Source organism: Microbacterium sp. ANT_H45B, assembly GCF_008369345.1.
Lineage (GTDB): Bacteria > Actinomycetota > Actinomycetes > Actinomycetales > Microbacteriaceae > Microbacterium.
In genome coordinates, this window is the sequence record NZ_VOBK01000001.1 from 204,776 (window position 1) to 228,747 (window position 23,972).

Genomic DNA, 23,972 nt, shown 5'->3' on the forward strand with positions numbered 1-23,972 from the left:
GACACGCTCTGCGCGTCGCACGGATGCCGGGGCGTCAGCCGGCGAGCTGCAACAGCATCCGAGCGGTGACGAACCTCATCTGCCCCCGTGGCGTGCGCGGGTCGTATCCGAGCTGCTCGATCAGTGCCGTCAGGCGGTCCTGCACGCTGGAGTGGTGCCGTCCCAACCGCACCGCTGCGGCCCGCACGCTCTGTTCGTCGACCACCGCATCGAGCAGTTCGCGGCTGCGCGCATCCACGCGTCCGAGCGACGCGGCATCCGGATGCAGCTCTCCGGAGTCGGCGGCGCCGGCGATCAGCAGGAAGGCGCCGAGGTCCTCGGCGACGATGACCGGCTCGGCCGCGGTCGTCAGGCGCACGGCGATCAGGGCCTCGGCCCAGGAGTTCGGCAGGTGCTCCCCCTGGCCCGCTGTCCCTAAACCGACACGCAGGTCGCTCGGAGCTGTCCACACCTCCTCCGCGGTGATCTCCGCGGGCACGATCGTGGCCCTGGTCAATCCGTGACGTGTCGCCACGACGGCGGACGGATGCCGGGGCGATGGCGCGGGGTCGGGCGGAGACGCGATCACCCGCATCGGCTCGGGCGTGAGGCGCAGTCGCGACAGCGCGGACGCCCGCTCCCCCTCGCCCGCGAAGGAGCTGATCGCCAGCTCGACCGCGCTCTCCGCATCACCCGCTCTGCGCGCGCGCAGGATGCCGAGCGCGATGGTGAGCCGCTCCAGGATCATGGCGTCATTCGTGTGGGGCTCGCCCTCGCGTTCGATCCAGGCGACACTGTCGGTGCCGCTCTCGCGCAGCATCCACCTGTCGCCGGGGTCCACAGGTTCGACACGCACTCCGTCGGCCCGCACCCGGACGATCTGACGGGTATCGCGCTGTCCCACGGTCGCACCGCTCAACACAGCTGCGCCCCGCAGCATGCTCTCGACGCCGACTCCCCGCGCGACGAGCGTGTCGAAATAGGAGACGACCTTGAGGGTCTCGCTCGCATCCGGGTCGAGGGCGGTGAGCCGCCCCAGCAGATCTTGCATGTCGGGCTCCATCGCTGGCGGGGATTCCACCCTACGGGGTCGGCGTCCGACCCCGTAGGGCGGCCGGATCAGCCGAGCAGGCGGTTCACCCAGTCGTCGCGGGCGGCGAGCGATGCCTTCGAGACCGCGGCGTGCGGAGCGAATATCTCGAATCCGTGGAAGCCGCCGGCCCACACGTGCAGCTCGGCCTGGACCCCGGCCGCCCAGAGCTTCGAGGCGTACGCGACATCCTCGTCGCGGAACACCTCGGCGCTGCCGCAGTCGATGAAGGCGGGCGGCAGTCCGTTGAGGTCGGTCGCGCGGGCCGGCGCCGCATAGATCGACACCTCGCCCGTCCCCTTACGGGCACCGAGGAGCGCGGACCACCCGACGTTGTTGGAGCCGCGGTCCCACACGCCGATGCCGTCGATCTGCTGCGTCGACACGCTCTCGTCGCGGTCGTCGAGCATGGGGCACATGAGCAGCTGGCCGATCAGGGCCGGTCCGCGCCGGTCGCGAGCGAGCAGGCTGGTGCCGGCGGCGAGGCCCCCGCCGGCGCTGGCTCCGCCGATCAGGATGCGGGTCGGGTCGATGCCGAGCTCGGCGGCGTTGGTGGCGGTCCACACCAGACCGGCATAGCAGTCCTCGACCGGATACGGATCGGGGAACTCGGGTGCCAACCGGTACTCCACCGTGACGATGACCCCGTTGAAGCGCTCGGCCCAGTCAAGGAACCCGACGACGCCGAGCCAACGGTCGCCGACGATCATGCCGCCGCCGTGGGTGTGGAAGAAGCCCGGTCCCGTGCCGGTGCGGCCCGCCTTCTCGATCACCGTGACGACGATCTCGTCCCCCTGGTGGCCGGCGATGGTCACGTCGCGGCGGGTGAAGCCGCGCTCGTCGAGCACGATGAAGATCTCGTCCTGGCCGCTCATCGGGTTCTGGCGCATCGGCGGGATCATCTCGGCCGTCAGGGTCGTGGGCATCTGGTCGCGGACCAGAGCGAGGGCGGCCTCCAGTTCGGGGTCGAATGGAGGGCGGAGGGTCGTGTCGGTCATCAGAACTCCTTTGTTCTCGGTCGCCACTGCGGAGGCGTTCCGCCAGACTCCCCGACGTCGCCCACGAGCGTAACCCGCCAGCCGGTGCCGTTCCGCGCACCGGAGTCCGCCGAGTGGCGGGTGGCGGTTCCGACTGCTGTGGGGCGCACGGTCGCCGTGGTCGTCAGGAGGCGAGGGCGAGACCTGCGGCGAGCGCGAAGCCCAGCACGGTCGCGAGCCCCGTCGATTCCTTCGCCTTGGACTGCGCCTCCGGGATCATGGAATCCACCAGCATCACGAGCAGGGCTCCGGCCGCGAAACCGCTCGCTCCGGCACGGAATCCGTCACCGGTCACACTCGTGAGAGCGAAGCCCGCGACGGTCGCCGCCGCGCAGACGACCGCGACCCCGGCCCACAGCAGCAGCACTCGCGACTTCGCCATCCCGCCCTGCAGCAGGTCCGCCGCCGAGCCGATCGATTCCGGCAGGTTCGACACGAGGATCGCGACCACGAGCGCCACGCTCACCGGCTCGCCGGACGCCAGCCCGATACCGAGCACCAGCTGCTCAGGGATGCCGTCGAGCAGCGCACCCACCGCGAGCTGCCCACCACCGGCCTGCCCCTTCTTCTTCGCGGCTCTGGCGTCGAGGATGCGGGCGGCGATGTAGTAGCTGATCGCTCCCAGCGCGACGCCGAGCACGAGCGGGATGGGGCCGGCGAGTGCGAGCCCCTCCTCCCACAGCTCGAATGCGATCGACGCCATGAGCGCCCCCGCACCGAACCCGAGCACGATGCCGAGCCAGCGCGGCGGCCAGGCGCGCAGCAGTGCGAGCACCGCGCCGACGAAGAGGGGCGCCGCCGCCACCACGCCCCAGAGGATCGCTCCGCCCATGTCCTGCCTCCTTCAGGGCCACTCTGCCACTGCGACGCCGAAACCGGTGAGTCGCCGCCTCCGCCGTTCAGTCGCGTACGCGGCGATGGATACCGAGGTCGGTGCGTCCCGGCAGCAGATCCGCCCGCAGCGCTCGGGTGCCGTGGTACTCGCCGTCGCGCAGCCGGCGGTACGGACTGGTCGGCGTCTCGTCGTCGATCCCCGCGAGTCGTGTGCGCAGGCGGGCGGATTCCCGCTCGACGTCAGCGGCGCCGAAGCGGTCGACGTCGTGCACGACGTGCAGGTCGAGCGGCTCGATGCCGGTGTACCAGAGCGTGCCGTGGGTGAGCGGGAACATCAGCGCGTCGATGTCGCCGCTGATGCCGCGGGTGCCGATCGATCGGTCGTCCTCCCCCGCGGTCACGATCACGAGCGCGCGCCTGCCGGCGAGCAGTCCCTCCCCGTACCGCAGCGGCAGCCCGGTCTCGGGATCGGTGGGTCCGTAGGCGAATCCGTTCGTGAGCACGCGATCGAACCACCCTTTGAGGATCGCCGGCGGGCCGTACCACCACAGGGGGAACTGGAGCACGACCAGATCGGCCGCCTCGAGCTTGCGCTGCTCCTCGCGCACGTCAGACGGCACCGTGCCGTCGGCGTGCGCGGCACCCATGAGGTCGACGACGTTCCCCTCCCGTCCGCCTGGCGCACCGAGGTCGGCAGCGCCGAGCACCGGATCGAACCCCTGTCGGTACAGGTCAGAGACGTGCACGTCATGATTCCGCGACAGCATCTCCACCCCCTCTCGGAACAGACGGGCGTTGACGGAGCTCTCCTGGGGGTGGGCGAGGATCCAATGGACGGTCTTCCGGGGCGCGGACAAGCGAGGCTCTCTTCCGTGGGGATGGTGATGGCGGGATGCGGCGGCGAGTGTCAGCGGATGCCGGCGACATCGCGCGGGGAGCGTTCGGCGCCCTGCGGGGCGCGTCGCACCAACGGCACGAGCGCGGCGGCGGCCACCGCGACGGCGGCGACCACGAGAGCCACCGCGAATCCGCTCGCTCCGACGACCTGCGAGATCGTGCCGAGCACGGCGATGCCGAGCCCGCCGCCGAGGGCGAAGGCGACCTCCTGGATCGCGCCGACCTGCCCGGCGTCGTCCTCCGTCGTGACGTCGAACAGGGTCGTGGCCGCCAGAGTCGCTGCGACGCCGAATCCGGCGCCGACGAGCACGAGCGGCAGCGCCACGATCTCGGGATCCAGCGCCAACCAGACCAGCCCGAGGCCCTGGATCACGAGCGCGAGCACCGTGAGCGAGGGCGAGGTCAGCCACCGCAGGAACAGGGGTGCGGCGACGCCGCCGAGGGCGATCGCGACCGCCTGCGGCAGGATCGCGATCCCCGCCTCCGCCGCGGAGTACCCGCGCAGATCCTGCAGGTGCAGGCTGGCGAGGAGCACGCAGGCCGACGACACCCCGCTGCTCGCCACGATGCGCACCACCGCAGGACTGAAGCCGGACACGCGGAACAGGCGCAGGTCGATCAGGGGGTCACGCAGCGAGCGCTGCCGTCGGATGAAGAACGCGAGGGTCACCACGGCGATCAGGCCGGCGGCGGCCGCGGGCACGGGAGCGGCCAGAATCTCGTGCAGCGCGAACACCAGGGCACCCAGCGCCACGATCGACGACACGATGCTGAGGATGTCCCACGACACCGGCCGGGAGCTGCGCGAGTCCGGCACGAGCCAGAGGGCGAGTACCGCGGCGACCACCGCCAGCGGCACGCTCCCCAGCAGCAGCCAGCGCCATCCGGGCCCTTCGGTCACCAGACCGCCGAGAACGGGACCGAGGGCGCTGCCGGTGCCGAACGTCGCGGTCCACAGCCCGTAGGCGAGCACGCGCTGACGAGCCTGATAGTGCGCGCCGATCGTGGCGACGACGCCCGCGACGACAAAGGCCTCGGCCACACCGAGGAGGGCGCGCACGACGATCAGCACGAGGCCGTCCTGCGCGAGGCCGCCGATGAGGTTGAGGACCGCGAATCCGGCGAGGCCGAGGAGCACGATCCGCTTGCGCCCGACAGCATCTCCGATGCGTGCGGCGAGGATCAGCGTCGCCGCCAGAGAGAGGGAGTAGACGTCGACGAGCCACAGCGCGCCCGTGTCGCTGAGCGTCAGATCGCCGCGGATCGCGGGCAGCGCGGTCGACACGCTGCTGATCGCGAGCGCGCCGATCAGGATGCCGAGGAGGAGGGGGATCATGGCCAGCCACGGATGCCGCGGCGAGCGCGAACGGGTGGATGCCACGGGCACAGAGGAAGTCACGTGTCCAGTGTCGCGGACCGGTACGAGGCGAGCAAGTACGGTCATTCTGGTCACATACTGACGTTTCGGATACTATGGGACCGACGAAGGGCGGGTCCGGTGAGGGAGAAGACGGCGCGCATCGTGCAGGAGTGGACGGACGCCTGCGATGCGGAGATCTCGATCGCGGTGCTCGGCGGCGCATGGAAGCCCAGCATCCTCAGTCTGCTGCGCGAGCACGAGGTGCTGCGGTTCGGCGAGCTGAGCCGCCTGCTCGACGAGCCGACGGCTCGCGTTCTGACCCGCCAGCTGCGCGAGCTCGAAGACGACGGCCTCGTCATCCGCACGGTGTACCGACAGGTGCCGCCCAAGGTCGAGTACCGGTTGAGCAAGCTCGGCCGTGGATCCCTGCCGCTCGTCGACGCGCTGACGTCGTGGGGCGGGAGCTATGCCGAGCACCAGCGGAGCCTGCTGCCGGAAGCGAGCGCGCCGGTCGCTCGCTGACCCCGCGCTAACGGCCCCGAGAGATCTTCGGTCATCGCGCACCTCGCGGACATCGGGTGCGTCCGAAACAGCCGACACGCCGCCGATAGACTGGGAGCCATGTCCAAGGTCCTCCAGTCACTTCCCGTCGGCGAGCGCGTCGGCATCGCCTTCTCCGGAGGACTCGACACCTCCGTCGCCGTCGCGTGGATGCGCGACAAGGGCGCCGTCCCCTACACGTACACCGGTGATCTCGGCCAGTACGACGAAGACGACATCGCGTCGATCCCCGGCCGCGCGCTGGAGTACGGCGCCGAGGCGTCCCGCCTGGTCGACTGCAAGACGGCGCTGGTCGAAGAGGGCCTCGTCGCCCTGTCGTGCGGCGCGTTCCACATCCGCTCCGGCGGCAAGACCTACTTCAACACCACGCCGCTCGGTCGCGCCGTGACCGGCACGATGCTGGTGCGCGCCATGAAGGAGGACGGCGTCGACATCTGGGGCGACGGCTCCACCTACAAGGGCAACGACATCGAGCGGTTCTACCGCTACGGCCTGCTGGCCAACCCTCGCCTGCGCGTCTACAAGCCGTGGCTCGACGCCGACTTCGTGACCGAGCTCGGCGGCCGCAAGGAGATGAGCGAGTGGCTCGTCGCCCACGACTTCCCCTACCGCGACTCGGTGGAGAAGGCGTACTCGACCGACGCCAACATCTGGGGGGCGACGCACGAGGCGAAGACGCTCGAGCACCTGAACGTCTCGCTCGAGACGGTCGACCCGATCATGGGCGTCAAGTTCTGGGATCCGTCGGTCGCGATCGAGACCGAAGACGTGTCGGTCACCTTCGACGCCGGACGCCCCGTCGCCCTCAACGGCGTCGAGTACACCGATCCGGTGGCCCTCGTCATGGAGGCGAACACCATCGGCGGACGCCACGGCCTCGGCATGAGCGACCAGATCGAGAACCGCATCATCGAGGCGAAGTCGCGCGGCATCTACGAGGCACCGGCCATGGCGCTGCTGTTCATCGCGTACGAGCGCCTCGTGAACGGCATCCTGAACGAAGACACCCTGGCCACGTACCACGAGTCGGGTCGTCGCCTGGGTCGCCTGATGTACGAGGGACGCTGGCTCGAGCCGCAGTCCCTCATGCTGCGCGAGTCGATCCAGCGGTGGGTCGGTCTCACGATCTCGGGAACCGTCACCGTGCGTCTGCGCCGCGGCGACGACTGGACTATCGTCGACACCACCTCGCCGAACCTGTCGTACGGCCCCGAGAAGCTGTCGATGGAGCGCGTCGGCGACGCGGCCTTCGGCCCGGTCGACCGCATCGGCCAGCTCACCATGCGCAATCTCGACATCGCCGACTCGCGGTCCCGCCTCGAGCAGTACGCCGGCCTCGGCCTGATCGGCGGCGCCACCGGCGAGCTCGTCGGCCGCGTCACCGCGGGCGAGTCCGGAGAGATCACCGGCGCGGTCGAAGACGTCGACCAGGCGCTCGCGGGCGCGGTGGACACCGCCTCTGAGGGTGCGGCCTTCGACTCCGGCACCGACTGACCGGTTAGGTCACGAGAGGGGGCGGGTGCGCGATGCACCCGCCCCCTCTGCTGTCTGTCCGATGCGACCGTCGCACCTGTGAGTCCGTCGCACTATCTTGCACACTGCTGTGCAGATTAGCTACCATGGACGCATGACCACCCGTGCTCCCCGTCGCGATTCCGTCGAGAACCGTGCCGGAATCCTCGATGCGGCCCGAGAGACCCTCGCCGCCGATCCCCGCGCCTCGATCGACGTCATCGCCCGCAGCGCCGGCCTCTCCCGCCGCACTCTGTACGGGCACTTCGACGACCGCGAGGCGCTGATCCGCGAGCTCATCTCGGTGGGCGCGCAGCGCTTCAACGCGATCGCCGAGTCCGTGACCGACGCCGACGCGCGCATCGCGCTCGCCCGGCTCGCGGCCAGACTCTGGCAGGAGGCGTCCCACGTGCAGGTCGCTGCGGCCCTCGCCCTCGACGAGGCGCATGTGCAGCACACCGCCGACGCCCTCGCGCCGCTTCGCCGCACCGTCGCGGCCCTCGCCCGACGCGGCCAGGAGAACGGCAGCTTCCGCACCGACATCGCCGCACCGACGCTCGCGCGCCTCATCGAAGAGGTCGCCCGCACGGTCGTCTCCCGCACCGATGCCGCAAGCATCGGCGCCGAGAACCTCGCCGTGCGCACGCTCCTCAGCATCGCGGGGCTGTCCTGGCGCGATGCCGACGACCTGCTGACCGCGCACCCCGACATCATCGGATCCGAGCGGGTCGACGCATGAAGATCGCTCTCCACGAGGTGAGCAAGGGGCGTGGCGGCCAGGCGCTGCCCCCCACCAGCCTCGAATTCCACACCGGTGCCGTGCGCTTCGCGATCGCCGAGACCGAGCAGCGACCGAGCGTCCTCGGGCTGATCGCGAGCGGGCGCATGCGCCCGGACACCGGCCGCGTCACCATCGACGGCAGCGCCGACAACCGACAGCTGCGCCGCACGATCGCGCTCGTCGACGCCCCGGACGTCAGCGACCCGCATGCCGACATCACCCTCGCGGGCGTCGTCGGCGAAGAGCTCATGTTCGCCGGCGTCGGAGCGACACCCCTGCACTCGCGCCGCTGGCTCACGCAGCTCGGCTTCGGAGAGCTGGCGGGCGTGCCGATCGGCAACGTCGATCCGGCCGCCCGCGTGCGCATCCTGTGCGAGCTCGCGGTGCTGCGCAAGGGCACCGAGGGCGTGGTGCTCGTCTCACCCGACCGCCATGGCGGCAGCCCGGACGGCTGGTGGCGCATCGCGTCGGAGTTCGCCGACCGCGGCTACGCGATGCTCGTCATCGTCGGCGGATCTGCCGCGGTCGCGCTCGAACGCATGCATGAGCTCGAGGCCATCAACGCCTCGGGTCCGATCCCGCCGCTCGTCCTCGACTTCCCCGACGACGACGAGCCGACGGCGGGCGCAGACATCGTCACCGACACGGCTGCGGACGACGTCGCAGACCCGGATCCCGACCCCGACGCAGACACCGACACGGCTGCGGACGAAGACGAAGACGCCACAGCCACGGATCCCGTCACCAGCACCGGCACCGACACCGACACCGACACCGACACCGACACCGACACCGACACCGACATCGACACAGACACAGACACAGACACAGACACAGACCAGAACGGAGCAGGGCGATGAAGGTCCCCTCCATGATCGCCGCCGAGCTGCGGCGACTCACCGCGAGCAAGATGGGCATCATCGCGCTGATCGCGCTCGTGTGCGTGCCGATCCTCTACGGCGGGCTCTACCTCTGGGCCAATCAGGACCCATATGCCAAGTTCCCCGACGTCCCCGTCGCGCTCGTCGTCGACGACGAGGGCGCTGCGACCCCCACCACGGGGACGGATGCTCCGTCCGGCGAGACCGTCAACTACGGCGAGGATGTCGCCGACAACCTCATCGAGGGCAACGCCTTCGACTGGCAGCGGATGTCGGACGACGAGGCCGCGAACGCCCTGCGCGAGGGCACGGTCGACTTCGCGGTGACGATCCCCACGGACTTCTCCGCCGCGCTGACCTCGGCATCCGGCGACAACCCCCATCAGGCGCGGATCGAGCTCGAGACGAACGATGCCAACAACTACCTCGCCTCGTCGATGGGCACCCAGGCGGTCGAGAAGATCCGCAGCTCGGTCGCCGAGATGGTCGGGAGCGAGGCCGCGGAGCGGCTGCTCACCGGATTGAGCGAGGTGCGCGACAAGCTTGTCACGGCCGTCGACGGCGCGACTCAGCTGACCGACGGCGCCAACACCGCGGCGACCGGCAGCGCGACCCTCGCCGACGGCACGGCGCAGCTCGCAGACGGCACGGCGCAGCTCTCGACCGGCGCACAGACGCTCGCCGGCGGAGCGCAGACACTCGCGAGCGGGGCGCAGACGCTCGCCAGCGGCGCACAGCAGGTCAGTGACGGCAATCGGCAGCTCGCCGATGTCGCCGACCGCGCAGGCAACGCGGTCCAGCAGGCCGCGAACGCGCTGCCCCAGGTGCGCACCGACATCGCGAACGCGCTGACCGAGCAGGGGCTCACCCCCGCAGAGGTCGACCAGGTCCTCGCGAAACTCGACCCGCTCGGCACCCGCCTGCAGGAGGGCAACGCGCAGGTGCAGGGGGCCGTCGGCAAGGTCGACCAGCTCGCCGCCGGCGCAGCATCCGTCGCCTCCGGAGCCGCCGACCTCGCATCGGGCGCCGGTACGCTCGCCTCCGGCGCGGGCACGCTCGCCTCCGGCGTCGGCACCGTCGCGACGGGCGCCGCCGCCGCGAACGACGGTGCCGCACAGCTGCGCGACGGACTCGGCACGCTCGCCTCCGGCACGGCCGAGCTGCGCGACGGACTCTCCGACGGGGTCGCGCAGATCCCCGTCTCGACCCCCGAGCTGCGCACCCAGCAGGCCGACACCATCGCCGACCCGGTGAAGGTCTCCAGCGACAAGGTCGCCTCCGCCGAGGACTACGGCGCAGGTCTCGCGCCGTTCTTCGCCGCGCTCTCGGCATGGATCGGCATCTACGCGCTTTTCCTCATCGTCAAGCCGATCTCCCGCCGCGCCGTCACCGCGCTGCACTCGCCGCTGCGCGTCACCCTGGCGGGGTGGCTCACCCCGGCGATGCTCGGCGCCCTGCAGATGGTGGGGCTCATGGGCATCCTGGCCATCACGCTCGGCTTCACGTTCGACAACCCGATCGGCACGCTCGGGGTGATGGTCTTCGCCTCCGCGACCTTCGCCGCCATCATCCTGATGCTGAACGTGTGGCTCGGCTCGGTGGGGCAGTTCCTCGGTCTGGTGCTCATGGTGCTGCAGCTCGTCACCGCGGGCGGCACCTTCCCGTGGCAGACGCTGCCCGCCCCTCTCGCCGCACTGCATCACGTGCTCCCGCTCGGTTACGTCGTCGATGCGATGCGGCAGCTGATGTACGGCGGCAACCTGGGCCGGGCCGGCTGGGATCTCGTGGTGCTCGGCATCTGGCTCGTCGGTGCTCTGCTGCTCGCGGCGATCGGCGTGACGCGGATGACGCATCGGAGAACGCTGCGCGATCTGCAGCCGAGCCTGATCGGCTGATCCCCCGCTCGGTGCGACCGAGAACCCGGCGGCGTCCCACGCCGTCCGTGGGTGTGAGTAGGATTCCCAGAGTGCGTCCGATGAGACGCGCTCTGGGGCTCAGTGGGACCGGGTCCCACCATGCCGTCCGAAAGAGTTCTCGATGATGACAACCGATTCGCCCGATCCTGCCCCGGTCGCGCGCACCTCTCTGCGCGGTCGCATCGGCCGCATCGCCTTCCTCGTCGTGGCCGCGCTCGTCGTGATCGCCGTGGCCGCAGCGTTCGTCATCACCTGGACCATCCAGCGGTCCTTCCCGCAGACGGAGGGCACCCTCGCCCTCGACGGACTGCAGGCGCAGGCCACGGTGCAGCGCGATGATCGCGGCATCCCGACGATCACCGCCGAGTCGACGGACGACCTCTTCTACGCCCAGGGGTTTGTGCACGCGCAGGATCGATTCTTCGAGATGGACTTCCGCCGCCACGTCACCGCAGGCAGGGTCGCCGAGATGTTCGGAGAGTCGCAGGTGGCGACCGATGCCTTCCTGCGCACCCTGGGCTGGCGCGTGGTCGCCGAAGCCGAGGTCGCGGCGATGGACGAGGTGACCCTCGGCTACTACGAGGCGTACGCCGACGGCGTGAACGCGTACCTCGGATCCCGATCCGGCTCCGAGTTGTCGCTCGAATATGCCGTTCTGGGCATACAGAATCCGGACTACGCCCCGGAGCCCTGGGAGCCCGCGGACTCCGTCGCCTGGCTCAAGGCGATGGCCTGGGATCTCCGCGGAAACGTCGACGACGAGGCGGCACGCTCGCTGCTCGCCTCAGAACTCGCGACCGGCGCCGATCCGGACTCGGCGCAGGCCACACTCGAGCAGCTCTACCCGCCGTATCCGTTCGACGAGAATCCCGTGATCGTCCCGCAGATCTCCACCCTCGAGACGGGCACCGAGCCGGTCGTGTTCACCGACGACGCGCACGACGGTGAGATGCAGCAGGCGGCCACCACCATCGATTGGCAGGAGGCCTCCGACGTGATCGAGGCGGCGAGCCTGCTCGTCGGGGATGTCGGGGAGGGCATCGGCTCGAACTCGTGGGTGGTCTCGGGCGACCTGACCGAGAGCGGCCTTCCCCTGCTCGCCAACGACCCGCACCTGGGCGCCTCCCTGCCCTCGGTCTGGTATCAGGTGCAGCTGCGGTGCAGCGAGGTCACGGATGCCTGCCCGTTCGATGTCGGCGGCTTCTCGTTCTCGGGCCTCCCCGGAATCGTGATCGGACACAATCAGCAGGTCGCCTGGGGGTTCACCAACCTGACCACCGACGTCACCGACCTGTACGTGGAGCGCCTGGAGGGTGACCAGTACTGGCGCGACGGGGTGCTCGTGCCGCTCGATCAGCGCACCGAGACGATCGAGGTCGCCGGGGGCGACGACATCGAGCTCACGATCCGCTCGACCGTGCACGGCCCCCTCATCTCGGGACTCACCGACGACTTCACCGCGATCGCCGCCCATCCCGAACCCGGACTCGCGGCGGGCGGCTCGCCCGCCACCGCCCCCACCGGCGAGGGCGCCGAGTACGCCGTGAGCCTGCGGTGGACGGCGCTGGACCCCGGAACCGCGGCGACCGCGATCTTCGCCCTCTCCACCGCACGCAACTTCGACGACTTCCGCGTCGCCGCATCCCTCTTCGACGTGCCGGCGCAGAACCTCGTCTACGCCGACGTCGAGGGCAACATCGGCTACCAGGCGCCGGGGCGCCTGCCGATCCGCGGCGCCGGAGACGGATGGATGCCGCAACCCGGCTGGGACAGCCGCTACGACTGGACCGGGTTCATCCCGTTCGAGGAGCTCCCCATGTCGTACAACCCGCAGTCCGGGTACATCGTCACGGCCAACAACGCGATCGTCGCCGACGACTATCCCTACTTCCTCTCCCGGGACTGGGACTACGGCTACCGCGCCGATCGCATCGAGCACCTGATCGAGCGTCGAGCCGCCGCGGGGCCTCTGACCGCGCAGGACATGCGCGAGATCCAGATGGACAGCGAGATGTGGATCGGCAAGCGGCTGGCCTCGGCGATGGATGACGTCACAGTGACGGGCGCGGGCACCCGGGATGCGGTCGACCTGCTGCGCTCCTGGGACGCCCAGAACACGGCATCCTCGCCCGCCGCGGCGTACGCGAACGTGCTCTGGTCGAATCTCGTGCGCAACATCTTCGCCGAGCGCGAGGATCCGCTGCCGATCGAGGGTCATGGCCGCCTGTTCACCGTGGTCGGAGATCTCCTCGACTCCCCCGCGGACCCGCTCTGGACCAACCCCACCCTGGGTGTCACCAGCATGAACGAGATGCTCGCGGTGTCTGCTGAGGAGGCCTACGACGAGCTCGTGGGCCTGCAGGGCGACGCCGTCAACGCGTGGCGGTGGGGTGACTTGCACGCGATCACCCTGACCAGCGACACCCTCGGCTCGTCGGGGATCGCCCCGATCGAGATGCTCTTCAATCGCGGACCTTACGCCGTCGGCGGCGGCGCGTCGGTGGTCAACGCCACGGGGTGGGATCTCGGCAGCTCGTACGCGACCACGACCGTCCCGTCGATGCGGATGGTCGTCGACCTCGCGGACCTCGACGCCTCGACATGGATCCACCTCACCGGCGCCTCCGGGCACGCGTTCGACGAGCACTACATCGACCAGACCGCCGACTGGGCGGCGGGTGCGCAGAAGCCGTGGGCGTTCTCGCCGGCGGCGGTCGATGCCGCCACCCGGCACACCCTCGTTCTCGTCCCGGCGGGCTAGCGGGCGTCGGGATCCGCGGGCTTCGGGTCAGCCGGCATCGGAGTCAGCGGTCTTCGGGTCAGCCGGCATCGGAGTCAGCGGGCCTCGCGGTCAGGCAGGATCGAGGTCAAGCCGGGCCGGGTGCGGCCCCGGGGCGCACGGATGCCGCGGCGGCGCGGCGCGCGATGATCCAGATGCCGACGGCCGCCGCGAAGAAGATCGCGCCCAGCATCGCCCAGCCGGGCAGTCCGAACGTGATCGCGGTCGCATTCACGACGATCGGGGCGGCCAGCGCGCCGACAGAGAACCCCATGCCGAACACGCCCTGGTAGGCGCCGGCTCGCACCGGATCGGCCAGCTCGAAACTGAGTCCCCACGCCCCCGCCTGCGACAGGATCTCGGCGAAGGTGTGGGCGATCATCCCGACGATGAGAATGACGATGGCGGCCCAGGCCGGCATCCCTGCGGCGAACGCGTAGACCAGGCATGCGGCGACCATCAGCCAGCCGGCGATCATCGTCACGCGCCCGGCGACGCGCAGGTCGTGCGTGCCGCGCGACGCCCGCACCTGGAAGAGCACCACGAGAGTCGTGTTGACGATGAGGAGCACGGCCACCATGACCTCGGGGGCGTTCGTGTTCTGCGTGATCCACAGCGGAACGCCGAACTCGGCCACCCCGAACTGCATGCCGAAGATCGCCGAGAGTCCGCTCAGCGCGAGATACCTCGGGTCGCGCCACGGCGAGCGCCGGTTCCAGTCGCTGCGCTCGGCGGATGCGGCGGCCGCGGCCTTCGTGTCGATCGACCCCGTCTCGGTGCGGAGCGTCTTGATCCGCACGCGTGCCGGCGCATCGACCGCAGGGGTGAGGCGCAGCAGCGGCAGCGAACCGAGCGCGCAGATGGCCCCCGCGCAGGCGATGACGGTGCGGTATGCCTCGGGAGTGCCCAGCGCCAGCGCGATCGCGCCGAGTCCCGACCCTGCCGCGATCGCGATGTTGGTGACGGTGCGCAGCACGGCCCGCGCGTGCACACGTCGCTCCGACGCGAATCCCCGCGCGATGATCGCCGACCGCGCCGAGTGGCCGAGGGTGTCGAAGAAGCCGGCGAGGCTGGCGAGCAGAAGGGCCGATGCGAAGTCACCCACGAAGGCGTACCCCGCCAGCAGCGCGCCGCCGGTGAGCTCGAATCCGAACGCGAGGCGTCGCGCGCTCCAGCGATCGGCGAGCCAGCCGCCGAGGAACGACGCCACGACACCGCATCCGCTCGACACGGCCAGCACCACCGCGGCCTGCGCCGGAGACAGACCGATGATCTGGGTGAAGAAGAGCACGGTGACGGCGAAGAAGACGCCGCGCCCGATACGCGAGACCGCGGTCGCCGCGACCAGGGCGCGCAGCACCGGATCGTCGAATCCCGCCGCCAGTCGCGCGAGAGGACCGCGGGTGCGGCCGGTCGGCTCCTCCACCGCCGGGACCTGGTCGGGATCGGGTTGCGGGGAAGACACCACTTCATCCTCGCACGAGGGACGGACACGGCCCATCGTCCGAGCTGCGGTGCCCGCGGTCTCTCCCTCGTGCAGAGGCCTGCGGTTCGCCGCATCCGTCCTGCTCGGTTAGCGTTGACGGGTGGTCTCCAGCTATCTCGCCCCGAAAGGCACACCCGTCACCCTGCTCGAGTACGAGCACGGCGGTTCCACGCTGATCGCCGAGACCTTCGGCGAAGGCCCCCGCACCTTTCTGCTGCTGCACGGCATCGGCATGGGTCGCAGCGTCTACCTCGACGTGGTGCAGAGGTTGCACGGGCGGGTCATCGCCCTCGATCTGCCCGGTTTCGGCGAAGCACCGGAGCCCACCCGCACGCTGACCATGGAGCGGCACGCCGACCTCGTCGCCGCCTACCTGCGGCATGCCGAGGAGGGACCGGTCGTGGTGATCGGCCATTCGATGGGCAGTCAGATCGCGGCGGAGCTCGCGGCACGGCATCCGTCGCTCGTCGCGGGCGTCGTGCTCGCCGGCCCCACCGTGAACAAAGCCGCCCGCAACGTCGCGGCGCAGGCGAGCTACCTGCTGCGCGACCTCATCGGCGAACGCCCTCTGGTGATCTGGCGCGGCGCGAGGGAATACCTCCGCGGAGGCCCCCACCTCATCCGCAAGATCCGCGCGACCATCGTGCACCAGCCCGAGAAGGCGTTCGCGCGGATCGAGCAGCCGGTGCTCGTGCTGCGCGGCGAGGACGATCCCCTCGCCCCGATGAGCTGGTGCCAGGAGATCATCGACGAGATCCCCGGTGCCGACCTCCGGGTGATCCCCGACCACGGTCACGGCACGTTGATCACCGACTCCGAGCCCGCCGCCGAGCTGATCCAGCGCTTCGCCGACGACCTCTGACCCTGGCGACGGCGCGGCCTCCGGCGCGGTGTCTGGCGCACCGCTCGCACGGCGTCGCGGCTTCCCGGCGTCCCGGTTCCGACCCTCGCCGTTCACAATTCAGCACAGACGTCCTCCCAGCCGCAGAACAGCGCCGCGTCATATCGATCGGCGGCCGCTCCTGCTGAATCGCGAACGGCGACCGCGTGTGAATCGCGGTCCCATCACCTCGATGATCTGCTCCAGTGCCTCCCGCACGACCGTGTGGTCGCCGAGGAGGTCCACCGCCAGGGGCCGGACAGTGACGTAACCCAGCCGGGCCGCAGCGACATCGCGCGCCCGATCCTGCACCTGCTTCTCCCACCCCTCGTGGAACTCCTTGCTGTCGCACTCGATGATCAACCACCCGTCGACGACGAAGTCGACGTAGCCGACACCCTCCAGATAGACCTGCGTCTCATACGAGACGCCCATCGCCCTCAGAATCAAACGCATGTAGGTCTCCGGGCCCGAGGCCGCCGACGGATCCACGAGGGCGAGCAACGGACGGAACCTGGTGGGCAGCGACTCGAACAGCTGGGCGAGTTCGTCGAAGGTCATGAGTGCGTGATGCAGGATGCTGTCGAGGGTCGCGAGCGTCTCCCGCGGGGACTGGCAAAACACCGAATGGGCGACGGCATCGACGATCGGGGCCGCATGAAGACAGCCATCGACACTCGACCGCACCCGCCAGTGCAACACGGTCGTGCTGTTCTTCGACAGACGCAGGCGCGACGATCCGGGAGTCACGAGGACGTGCAACCCGCGGCTGCGGTGAACGAAGACCCCCATCGCCACGAGCAAGGAGAGGCACGACACGCGTCCGCCGATCCGCACCGCAGTGACCACGTCGCTCGGGGCCGTGGGCAGCGCATATCGGTCACGCCGGATGTGCAGGAGGTCGCTCCTCGCCACCGCGGCTGCAATCCGGCGCCCGGTCAGTCCCTTCCGGATCAGCTGGGATCGGGAGAACACCGTCGGCGCGTAGGCATCTCCAGCTCGCTCCGCCACAGTCCGCTTGTCGACATCACCGTGCTCGCTCATGAGGGAAGTGTGCGGATGGGCGGTGTTGTGCGTGAGCCGTTTTCCCACGATTTCGGGGCGGGTCGCCGTTCGAGGGTTTTGGTGCAGGAAGAAACCACCCCGGCATCGCCTTGGGTGGACGCGGGTCACCGATCAGGTCTCAGCACCGATCCTCGATATATCGGTGGCCGCGGGCTCGGATACTCGGTCCGAGAGAGCTCATGCTGAATTGCGCACCGCGACCCGGCGAGACCGGACGGGCCGGGCGGCCGGACGGAGCGGCGCCGGCCGGACGGGACGGACCCGGGTCAGCCGGCGGCGGGAGGGGTCTGCTTGGAGTCGGCGAGCTCGTCGACGACGAGGTTGCGCTCGTCGGTCGTCCCGTTGCGATACGCCTGCCGTCCGACGATATGGGCAGACAGCGGGGCGGTGGCGAACTGCATGAGCACGATCGGGGTCACGAGGGCGAGTCCCACGAGGATGCTGCCGAGGGTGCGCTGCGACAGCGCGATCGCGAGGCAGATGAGTACGAGTCCCAGCACCTGCGGCTTCGTCGCGGCGTGCAGTCGCGACGGCACGTCGCGGAACCGCAGCAGTCCGACTGCCGCGGACAGGCAGAGCACGGCGCCGAGCAGGATCAGCACGAGGACGGCGACGTCGATGACGGCGTCGGGGATGGCAAGGCCGAACACGTTCATGGTGTCGTGTTGTCCCTTCTCGCGACGAACCGGGCGACCGAGATCGAGCCGAACACGCCCACCGCGGCGATGATCAGCAGCACGGGGATGGTGCGGGTGTGCCCGTTGATCGCCATCTCGGCGCCGAGCACGCACATGACCTCGGTGAGGAGCACATCCGACGCCACGGCACGGTCGAGGATCGAGGGACCGCGCACGATCCGGACGATCGTGAGGATCGCGGCGATGCCGAAGATGACCATGATCGCCAGCAGGAGAACGTTCATCGCACACCGCCCTTCATCGAGTCGCCCGAGCGCGCCGCGCGCTCATCGGCCTTGAGGGCACGGTACTGGTCGGGGGCGCCGAGGGCACGGACGACCCGACGCTCCCAGCGCAGCACGCCCTCGCGCTGCTTCTCGACGTCGGCCATGCTGCGCACCCCGATCACGTGCAGGTAGAGCACCTGACGGTCGCGGTCGGCCTCGACCACCAGCGAACCGGGAACGAGCGAGGAGACGACCGACACGTGCGTCATCATCAGGTCGTCGGCGTAGCGCAGCGGTACGGCGACGATGGCCGCCCCCGGCTGACGTCGGAAGTCGAACACCTGCGCGGTCACGGCGAGCGCTCCCCGCAGCATCGCGAACAGGAACTGCACGAGCAGCAGCAGGGCGTACCAGACGTTGATGCGGCCGGACAGCTCCACCGTCGGCAACCGGAACACCCGCGTCACGAACACCGCGACCACGAGCCCCGAGAGGAACGAGAGCACCGTGAACTGGCTCCACAGGAGCATCCACAGCACGACGAGCCACGCGAGGAACGGCAGCTGCACGCGCGTGTCGCGCCAGAAGTGACGGCCGGTCTCGGAGGGACTCATCCGTCGACCTCGCCTTCCAGCTGCACCAGGCTCACGGGCTCGAGGAGCACCGCGCCGATCCGGTCGCACAGGGCGTAGAGGGGACCGGCGAACACGGTGAGAGCAAGCGTCACCCCGACCATCCCTGCCGTCGCGACGGTCATGATCCGCGGGATGCGGCGGCGCTCCTGCTGCTCGTCGGCGGCGGGCGCGTTGCCGAGGTACGAGATGCGCCCCTCGGTCTCGGTGGAGTCCTCCTCCTCGCGCCAGAAAGCGAGGTTCCAGGCGCGCATCAGCGCGTAGAGGGTGAGGAGCGAGGTGACGATGCCGCCGCCGATCAGAACGATCATCAGAGGCGTTCCGACCGACGCCGCCGCCTCGAAGAGAGCGAACTTGCCGATGAATCCGGAGAACGGGGGCAGTCCACCGAGGTTGATCGCGGGAATGAAGTAGAGCACGGCGATCACCGGGGCGACTTTCAGCAGCCCCTTCACCCGCAGGATGGACGTGCTCCCCGCGCGGCGCTCGATGAGTCCGACGGCGAGGAACAGGGTGGTCTGCACGACGATGTGGTGGACGATGTAGTACACCGTCGCGCCGATGGCCGCGGGGGTCGCGATCGCCAGGCCGAAGATCATGTACCCGACGTGGCTGACCAGGGTGAACGACAGGATTCTCTTCAACTCCGCCTGTGCGACGGCGCCGAGCACCCCGACGATCATGGTTGCGAGCGCGATGATCAGCAGCACGGTGTCGATGCTGTTCTCGGCGAAGAGCTGCGTCTCGGTGCGGATCAGCGCATACACGCCGACCTTCGTGAGCAGTCCGGCGAAGACGGCGGTGACGGGTGCAGGTGCCGTCGGATACGAGTCGGGCAGCCAGAACGAGACCGGGAAGATGGCGGCTTTGATGCCGAAGGCCACGACCAGCATGAGATGCAGCACGAGCTGCGTCTCTTGTGGGAGCTCGGTCATCCGCTCGGCGATCTGCGCCATGTTCACGGTGCCGAGCGCTCCGTAGATCATCGCGATGGAGGCGAGGAACAGGATCGACGACACCAGCGAGACCACGATGTAGACGGCACCGGTGCGGATGCGGGACTCGGTGCTCCCGAGCGTTATCAGCACGTACGACGCGACGAGGAGGATCTCGAATCCGACGTAGAGGTTGAAGAGGTCGCCCGCGATGAAGGCGTTGAAGATGCCGGCGGCGAGGATCAGATACGACGGGTTGAAGATCGAGATCGGCGTCTCGTCGGTGCCGTCGGCGGCACCCTGGCCGATGGAGAAGAGGAGGACGGCGAGCAGCACGATGCTCGAGATGAGCACGAGGAGGGCGGCGAGACGGTCGACGTAGAGCACGATGCCGAAGGGCACCGGCCAGCCTCCCACCGACACGGCGATCGGGCTTCCGCCGTCGACGGCGACCAGCAGCACGGCCGCGATGACCGACACCGCCGCGAGAGTCGCGACCGTGACGAAGACCTGCAGTCGGGGTCTGCGTCCGAAGATCAGGGTGACGGCGGCGCCGAGCAGCGGCAGCCCCACCAGCAGGGGGACGAGTGCGCTCATGGGCGGTCCTCCCTGTCGGTGTCGTCGGTGTGCTCGGGGGCGGAGTCATCGGATGCCGTGTCGGCCGCCGTGTCGTGGGCGGCGTCCGCCGCATCCGTCTCGTCGGCGTCGGACGCGTGCGTATCGGCATCCGCACGGAAATCGGAACGCTCGTCCGACTCCGGCGAGGACTCGCGCTCGGCGTCGTGGCCGTCTTCGGAGGAGCCCCCGTCGTCGCGGGGGGCCTGCGACGCGTAGGCCCGATCGACCGGTGCGTCGTCGTGGATGGCGGGGTGGTCGCGCATGTGCAGCACGGTGATGGGCGCGGTCTGCACGCCGACGAAATCGGTGGTCGCGGAGTCGTCGTCGGCGTCGGCCTCGTCGTCCATGAGGTCTTCGTCGGCATCGGTGCGCTCGCGGAGGGCGATGTCGGCCTCGTCGTCCTCGACCGTGTCGGCCTGACCGAGCTGCCAGGAGCGGTAGATCAGGGCGAGCAGGAATGCCGAGACCGCGAAGGTGATCACGATGGCGGTGAGCGTCAGCGCCTGCGGCAGGGGGTCGCTGAGCTCGCCCTCGGTGCCGAAGAAGGGGGCGTTGCCGGGAACGCCCATCACGATGAGCAGCAGCAGGTTCGTGGCGTTGCCGAGCAGTAGGAATCCGATCAGCACGCGGGTGAGGCTGCGCTCGAGCATCGCGTAGACACCGCAGGCGAACAGCACCGCCATGATCACGATCAGGGTCAGCGAGACATCCATCAGACGCTCACCCCCCGCTCACGGAACTCCTGGGCCTGGCGGTCGACCTCGGCGCCGAGGCTGCGCAGCACGTCGAGCACGAGGCCGATGACGACCAGGTACACGCCGACGTCGAAGATGGTCGAGGTCACGAACTCCATGTGGCCGATACCGGGTATCTCCCACTCCCAGAAGTTGCTGGTGAGGGGGGCGAGGCCGAAGAAGAGCGGCACGATCGCGGTTCCGACGGCGAGGATCAGGCCGGTGCCGAGCAGGCGTCCTGCATCCGTCGGCGCCGCGGCTCCGAGCTCCCAGCGACCACCCGCGACGTAGCGCATGACGAGCGCCATGCCCGCGACGAGGCCTCCGGCGAAACCGCCGCCCGGCAGGTTATGGCCGGAGAACAGCAGGAAGATCGACACGACGATGATCGTGTGGAACAGGACGCGGACGATGACCTCGAGCAGGATCGACCTGTTCTCGGGCCTCATCTTCTGGCCGCCGACCAGCCAGGCGCGCGGGCTGCTCTCGTTCTCGGACGTCTGGAACCGCACACCCTCGGTCGTCTCGACGAGCGGACGGCTGAGAGTCCGGCGGCGCCGCGCCTTGGGGAGGGTCTTGGTCGCTGCGAGCATGTCGGCGCGGTGCGTGACGAACACGAGCGACGCCACTCCGGTCGCCGCGAGCACGAGCACCGACAGCTCGCCCATCGTGTCCCAGCCGCGCAGGTCGACGAGGGCCACGTTGACGACGTTCTTGCCGTGACCGATGTCGTACGCGAGCTGCGGGAACATCTCGGAGATCGGATCCGCGATCCGCGACTGCGTCGCCACGATCGCCACGAGCGCCATCGTCAGCCCCACGCCGACGCCGAGCAGCGCGCGAGGGATGCGGCCGACGGAGGCATTGTGCTCCCCCATCCGCGCGGGCAGACGACGCAGCACGAGGGCGAAGGTCACCATCGTCACGGTCTCGACGAGGATCTGCGTGAGCGCGAGGTCGGGGGCACCGCTGGTCGCGAACAGCACGACCATGCCGAGACCGGTGATCGACACGAGCACGACGCCCGTGTACCGCTTCTGCGCACGCACCGCCATCACACCGGCGGCCGCCATCATCGGCGCGACGACGAGCTGCACCGGGGTGTGCCAGGCCGAGAGCTGGAAGCGATCGATGTCAGTGGCCACGAGGGCGGTGATCTCGGCCGCGACGAACACCACGAAGATCGTTCCGACGTAGACCGGCAGCGATCCGCGCTGGGTGAGGGTGGTGCTGAGCACCGAGAGCCGGTCGACGCCGCGCATCACCAGGTAGTAGACGTCTGCTGCGGTGAACCGGATCAGGCGCGGCTTGCGATCCCACCCGGTGCGGATGCTGAGCAGGAAGAGGCCGGCGCCGAGCAGGATCGACAGGATCGAGATGCCCAGGGCGGGCTCGAAGCCGTGCCAGAGCGCGAGGTGTCCCGGCCCTTCGACCGCCTCGCCCGCGGCATCAAGGCCCGGCGTCGCGGTGAGTGCGTACCCCTGCAGCGCCACATCGAGTGCGGGGGCGCCGATCCCCGCCGCGAGCGTCACGCCGGCGAGGATGATCGGTGCCGAGAGGAAGCCGACGGGCGGGTCTGGCCACGCCGTGTCCTGCCGGCGATCGCCGGCGTCGTCGCGCTTGGTCCAGAACGCCCCCCACAGGAAGCGGATGCCGTATGCCGCAGTGAGCATGGAGCCCACGGTCACGCCGATGATCGCCACGAGTCCCCACGGGGATCCGTGCAGCGCGTCGTCGAGCAGAGCGGTGAGCGTCGATTCCTTCGCGACGAACCCGATCGTGGGGGCGACTCCCGCCATCGAGGCGACCGAGATGAACGCCGCGGTGGCCATGACCGGGGCCTGCCGCCCCACACCGCTGAGCTCGTCGATGTCACGCGTGGACAGCTGGCGGTCGATCACCCCGACGATCAGGAACAGCGCCGACTTGAACAGCGCATGGCCGATCACGAGGGCGACTCCGGCGAGTGCGCTCGCCTGCGTGCCGTAGCCGACGACGATCGCGAAGAACCCGAGCTGGCTGACGGTGCCGAACGCGAGGATGCGCTTGAGGTCGGTCTCGCGCAGCGCCTGGATGCCGCCGAGCAGCATCGTGACCACGCCCAGCGAGATGATGATGGGACGCCATGGGCCCGTGAAGGCGAAGATCGGTGCGAAGCGCGCGATCAGGTAGATTCCGGCCTTCACCATCGCCGCGGCGTGCAGATAGGCGCTGACCGGTGTCGGCGCGGCCATGGCGCCGGGCAGCCAGAAGTGGAACGGGAAGAGCGCGGACTTGCTGATCGCACCGATGAGGAGCATCACGACGGCGGCGTCGACGATCGGCCCGGTGGGTGCGAGCTCGAGGATCTCTCGGATGCTGGAGGTGCCTGCGTCGACCACGAGCAGCACGACGCCGACGAACATCACCAGTCCGCCGAGCGTGGTGACCAGGAGCGCCTGCAGCGCGGCTCGACGACTGGCCGCGCGACGCCGGTAGTGACCGATCAGGAGGTAGGAGAGGATGCTGGTCACCTCCCAGAACATGACCAGCATGACCAGGTCGTCGGTGAGGACGAGTCCGTACATCGCCCCGGCGAATCCGAGCAGGACGCCGGCGAACTGGCCGATCCCCGCGGAGTCGTCGTGGAAGTACCAGCGGCAGTAGAGGAGCACGAGCGCGCCGACGCCCGTCACGATCAGCGTGAGCACCCAGCCGAGCACGTCCATGTGCATCGACAGATCGAGACCGAGCTGCGGGATCCAGGCGATCGACACGAACGGGGCGGGGCCGTCGAGCACCTGGGGGGTGACCACGAGGGCGTGCACGAATGCCGCGGCGGGGATGATGGCCGCGACGGCGAATGCCTGCGATCCCAGCCAGCGCACCAGAACGGGCATCAGGATGGACCCGAGGAGGAACACGGCGAGGAGCGTCAGCATATACGCGGCTCCTCGAAGCTCGTCGGCCGGATGCGGCACAGGCGGGCGGGTGTCTATATCGAGTTTACCTGGTGTTTTGGCCCTTTCGGTCCGCGGATTCGGTGCAGAGGTCACACAAATGGCCGCTTCGCACCGTCATCCCGGGCAATCTGCCCTGTCCGAGATCCGTG

General features: G+C 69.6%; 20 protein-coding genes. 7 read left to right on the forward strand and 13 right to left on the reverse strand.

What is annotated here, in order from left to right; translation table 11 throughout:
• Nucleotides 1-34: 34 nt before the first annotated feature.
• The 5 genes from FQ142_RS00940 to FQ142_RS00960 all read right to left on the reverse strand — a co-directional run bounded on the left by FQ142_RS00940 (nucleotide 35) and on the right by FQ142_RS00960 (nucleotide 5,236).
• Nucleotides 35-1,030, reverse strand: coding sequence for a hypothetical protein (locus tag FQ142_RS00940; RefSeq protein WP_262492014.1), 996 nt, complete (start codon nucleotides 1,028-1,030; stop codon nucleotides 35-37).
• A 68-nt stretch (nucleotides 1,031-1,098) separates the two neighbouring features.
• Nucleotides 1,099-2,067, reverse strand: a complete 969-nt coding sequence (locus FQ142_RS00945; RefSeq protein ID WP_149421858.1) for an alpha/beta hydrolase — start codon at nucleotides 2,065-2,067, stop codon at nucleotides 1,099-1,101.
• A gap of 163 nt (nucleotides 2,068-2,230) precedes the next feature.
• Nucleotides 2,231-2,938 (reverse strand): ZIP family metal transporter, encoded by a 708-nt coding sequence (locus tag FQ142_RS00950; protein WP_149421859.1) that lies wholly within the window; start codon nucleotides 2,936-2,938, stop codon nucleotides 2,231-2,233.
• Between the two features lie 67 nt (nucleotides 2,939-3,005).
• Entirely contained in the window at nucleotides 3,006-3,797 is a 792-nt protein-coding gene (locus tag FQ142_RS00955; protein WP_149421860.1) for an NAD(P)H-dependent oxidoreductase, read from the reverse strand.
• A gap of 50 nt (nucleotides 3,798-3,847) precedes the next feature.
• Nucleotides 3,848-5,236, reverse strand: a complete 1,389-nt coding sequence (locus FQ142_RS00960) for an MFS transporter (protein WP_262492015.1) — start codon at nucleotides 5,234-5,236, stop codon at nucleotides 3,848-3,850.
• 99 nt (nucleotides 5,237-5,335) lie between these two features.
• Between FQ142_RS00960 and FQ142_RS00965 the strand changes: the two genes are divergently transcribed.
• From FQ142_RS00965 to FQ142_RS00995, 6 genes are all read left to right on the forward strand, one after another.
• Complete coding sequence (locus tag FQ142_RS00965; RefSeq protein ID WP_262492016.1) at nucleotides 5,336-5,719, forward strand: winged helix-turn-helix transcriptional regulator; 384 nt, start codon at nucleotides 5,336-5,338, stop codon at nucleotides 5,717-5,719.
• Between the two features lie 99 nt (nucleotides 5,720-5,818).
• Nucleotides 5,819-7,252 (forward strand): argininosuccinate synthase, encoded by a 1,434-nt coding sequence (gene argG, locus FQ142_RS00970; RefSeq protein ID WP_045252663.1) that lies wholly within the window; start codon nucleotides 5,819-5,821, stop codon nucleotides 7,250-7,252.
• Between the two features lie 133 nt (nucleotides 7,253-7,385).
• A complete protein-coding gene (locus FQ142_RS00975) occupies nucleotides 7,386-8,009 on the forward strand; it encodes a TetR/AcrR family transcriptional regulator (protein WP_149421863.1) in 624 nt (207 codons plus the stop codon).
• Complete coding sequence (locus tag FQ142_RS17345) at nucleotides 8,006-8,911, forward strand: hypothetical protein (RefSeq protein ID WP_188042258.1); 906 nt, start codon at nucleotides 8,006-8,008, stop codon at nucleotides 8,909-8,911. Before FQ142_RS00975 ends, FQ142_RS17345 begins: the two co-directional genes overlap by 4 nt.
• A complete protein-coding gene (locus FQ142_RS00990) occupies nucleotides 8,908-10,827 on the forward strand; it encodes a YhgE/Pip domain-containing protein (RefSeq protein WP_149421864.1) in 1,920 nt (639 codons plus the stop codon). The genes FQ142_RS17345 and FQ142_RS00990 overlap by 4 nt, the downstream gene beginning before the upstream one ends.
• A 145-nt stretch (nucleotides 10,828-10,972) precedes the next feature.
• The gene (locus tag FQ142_RS00995) at nucleotides 10,973-13,609 is read left to right on the forward strand and encodes a penicillin acylase family protein (protein WP_149422642.1); all 2,637 of its coding nucleotides are present in this window, start codon (nucleotides 10,973-10,975) and stop codon (nucleotides 13,607-13,609) included.
• 106 nt (nucleotides 13,610-13,715) lie between these two features.
• Here FQ142_RS00995 and FQ142_RS01000 read toward each other — a convergent pair whose 3' ends face one another.
• The gene (locus tag FQ142_RS01000; protein ID WP_188042259.1) at nucleotides 13,716-15,092 is read right to left on the reverse strand and encodes an MFS transporter; all 1,377 of its coding nucleotides are present in this window, start codon (nucleotides 15,090-15,092) and stop codon (nucleotides 13,716-13,718) included.
• Nucleotides 15,093-15,213: 121 nt separating this feature from the next.
• On the opposite strand from FQ142_RS01000, the gene FQ142_RS01005 reads away from it, so the two are divergent.
• Nucleotides 15,214-15,975 carry an alpha/beta fold hydrolase gene (locus FQ142_RS01005; protein WP_149421866.1) on the forward strand — a complete coding sequence of 254 codons (762 nt, stop codon included), beginning with the start codon at nucleotides 15,214-15,216 and terminating at the stop codon, nucleotides 15,973-15,975.
• A gap of 138 nt (nucleotides 15,976-16,113) precedes the next feature.
• On the opposite strand, the gene FQ142_RS01010 is transcribed toward FQ142_RS01005, so the two are convergent.
• The 7 genes from FQ142_RS01010 to FQ142_RS01040 all read right to left on the reverse strand — a co-directional run bounded on the left by FQ142_RS01010 (nucleotide 16,114) and on the right by FQ142_RS01040 (nucleotide 23,802).
• On the reverse strand, nucleotides 16,114-17,037 hold the full coding sequence (locus tag FQ142_RS01010) for a hypothetical protein (RefSeq protein WP_149421867.1): 924 nt from the start codon (nucleotides 17,035-17,037) through the stop codon (nucleotides 16,114-16,116).
• A gap of 287 nt (nucleotides 17,038-17,324) precedes the next feature.
• Entirely contained in the window at nucleotides 17,325-17,714 is a 390-nt protein-coding gene (gene mnhG / locus FQ142_RS01015; RefSeq protein ID WP_056414241.1) for a monovalent cation/H(+) antiporter subunit G, read from the reverse strand.
• On the reverse strand, nucleotides 17,711-17,980 hold the full coding sequence (locus FQ142_RS01020) for a monovalent cation/H+ antiporter complex subunit F (protein ID WP_149421868.1): 270 nt from the start codon (nucleotides 17,978-17,980) through the stop codon (nucleotides 17,711-17,713). The genes mnhG and FQ142_RS01020 overlap by 4 nt, the downstream gene beginning before the upstream one ends.
• Nucleotides 17,977-18,576, reverse strand: a complete 600-nt coding sequence (locus tag FQ142_RS01025; protein WP_149421869.1) for a Na+/H+ antiporter subunit E — start codon at nucleotides 18,574-18,576, stop codon at nucleotides 17,977-17,979. The genes FQ142_RS01020 and FQ142_RS01025 overlap by 4 nt, the downstream gene beginning before the upstream one ends.
• Nucleotides 18,573-20,126: a Na+/H+ antiporter subunit D gene (locus tag FQ142_RS01030; RefSeq protein WP_056414249.1), complete on the reverse strand. Its 1,554-nt coding sequence runs from the start codon at nucleotides 20,124-20,126 to the stop codon at nucleotides 18,573-18,575. Before FQ142_RS01030 ends, FQ142_RS01025 begins: the two co-directional genes overlap by 4 nt.
• Nucleotides 20,123-20,860, reverse strand: a complete 738-nt coding sequence (locus FQ142_RS01035) for a Na(+)/H(+) antiporter subunit C (protein ID WP_262492017.1) — start codon at nucleotides 20,858-20,860, stop codon at nucleotides 20,123-20,125. The genes FQ142_RS01030 and FQ142_RS01035 overlap by 4 nt, the downstream gene beginning before the upstream one ends.
• Nucleotides 20,860-23,802 carry a Na+/H+ antiporter subunit A gene (locus tag FQ142_RS01040; protein ID WP_149421870.1) on the reverse strand — a complete coding sequence of 981 codons (2,943 nt, stop codon included), beginning with the start codon at nucleotides 23,800-23,802 and terminating at the stop codon, nucleotides 20,860-20,862. Before FQ142_RS01040 ends, FQ142_RS01035 begins: the two co-directional genes overlap by 1 nt.
• Nucleotides 23,803-23,972: the final 170 nt, after the last annotated feature.

Excerpts from the sequence above, each read along its gene's own strand:
- FQ142_RS00940 (WP_262492014.1), bottom strand. The coding sequence starts at position 1,030 with ATGCAAGATCTGCTGGGGCGGCTCACCGCCCTCGACCCGGATGCGAGC.
- FQ142_RS00945 (WP_149421858.1), bottom strand. The coding sequence starts at position 2,067 with ATGACCGACACGACCCTCCGCCCTCCATTCGACCCCGAACTGGAGGCC.
- FQ142_RS00950 (WP_149421859.1), bottom strand. The coding sequence starts at position 2,938 with ATGGGCGGAGCGATCCTCTGGGGCGTGGTGGCGGCGGCGCCCCTCTTC.
- argG (WP_045252663.1), top strand. The coding sequence starts at position 5,819 with ATGTCCAAGGTCCTCCAGTCACTTCCCGTCGGCGAGCGCGTCGGCATC.
- FQ142_RS00975 (WP_149421863.1), top strand. The coding sequence starts at position 7,386 with ATGACCACCCGTGCTCCCCGTCGCGATTCCGTCGAGAACCGTGCCGGA.
- FQ142_RS17345 (WP_188042258.1), top strand. The coding sequence starts at position 8,006 with ATGAAGATCGCTCTCCACGAGGTGAGCAAGGGGCGTGGCGGCCAGGCG.
- FQ142_RS00990 (WP_149421864.1), top strand. The coding sequence starts at position 8,908 with ATGAAGGTCCCCTCCATGATCGCCGCCGAGCTGCGGCGACTCACCGCG.
- FQ142_RS00995 (WP_149422642.1), top strand. The coding sequence starts at position 10,973 with ATGACAACCGATTCGCCCGATCCTGCCCCGGTCGCGCGCACCTCTCTG.
- FQ142_RS01010 (WP_149421867.1), bottom strand. The coding sequence starts at position 17,037 with ATGAGCGAGCACGGTGATGTCGACAAGCGGACTGTGGCGGAGCGAGCT.
- mnhG (WP_056414241.1), bottom strand. The coding sequence starts at position 17,714 with ATGAACGTGTTCGGCCTTGCCATCCCCGACGCCGTCATCGACGTCGCC.
- FQ142_RS01020 (WP_149421868.1), bottom strand. The coding sequence starts at position 17,980 with ATGAACGTTCTCCTGCTGGCGATCATGGTCATCTTCGGCATCGCCGCG.
- FQ142_RS01025 (WP_149421869.1), bottom strand. The coding sequence starts at position 18,576 with ATGAGTCCCTCCGAGACCGGCCGTCACTTCTGGCGCGACACGCGCGTG.
- FQ142_RS01030 (WP_056414249.1), bottom strand. The coding sequence starts at position 20,126 with ATGAGCGCACTCGTCCCCCTGCTGGTGGGGCTGCCGCTGCTCGGCGCC.
- FQ142_RS01035 (WP_262492017.1), bottom strand. The coding sequence starts at position 20,860 with ATGGATGTCTCGCTGACCCTGATCGTGATCATGGCGGTGCTGTTCGCC.
- FQ142_RS01040 (WP_149421870.1), bottom strand. The coding sequence starts at position 23,802 with ATGCTGACGCTCCTCGCCGTGTTCCTCCTCGGGTCCATCCTGATGCCC.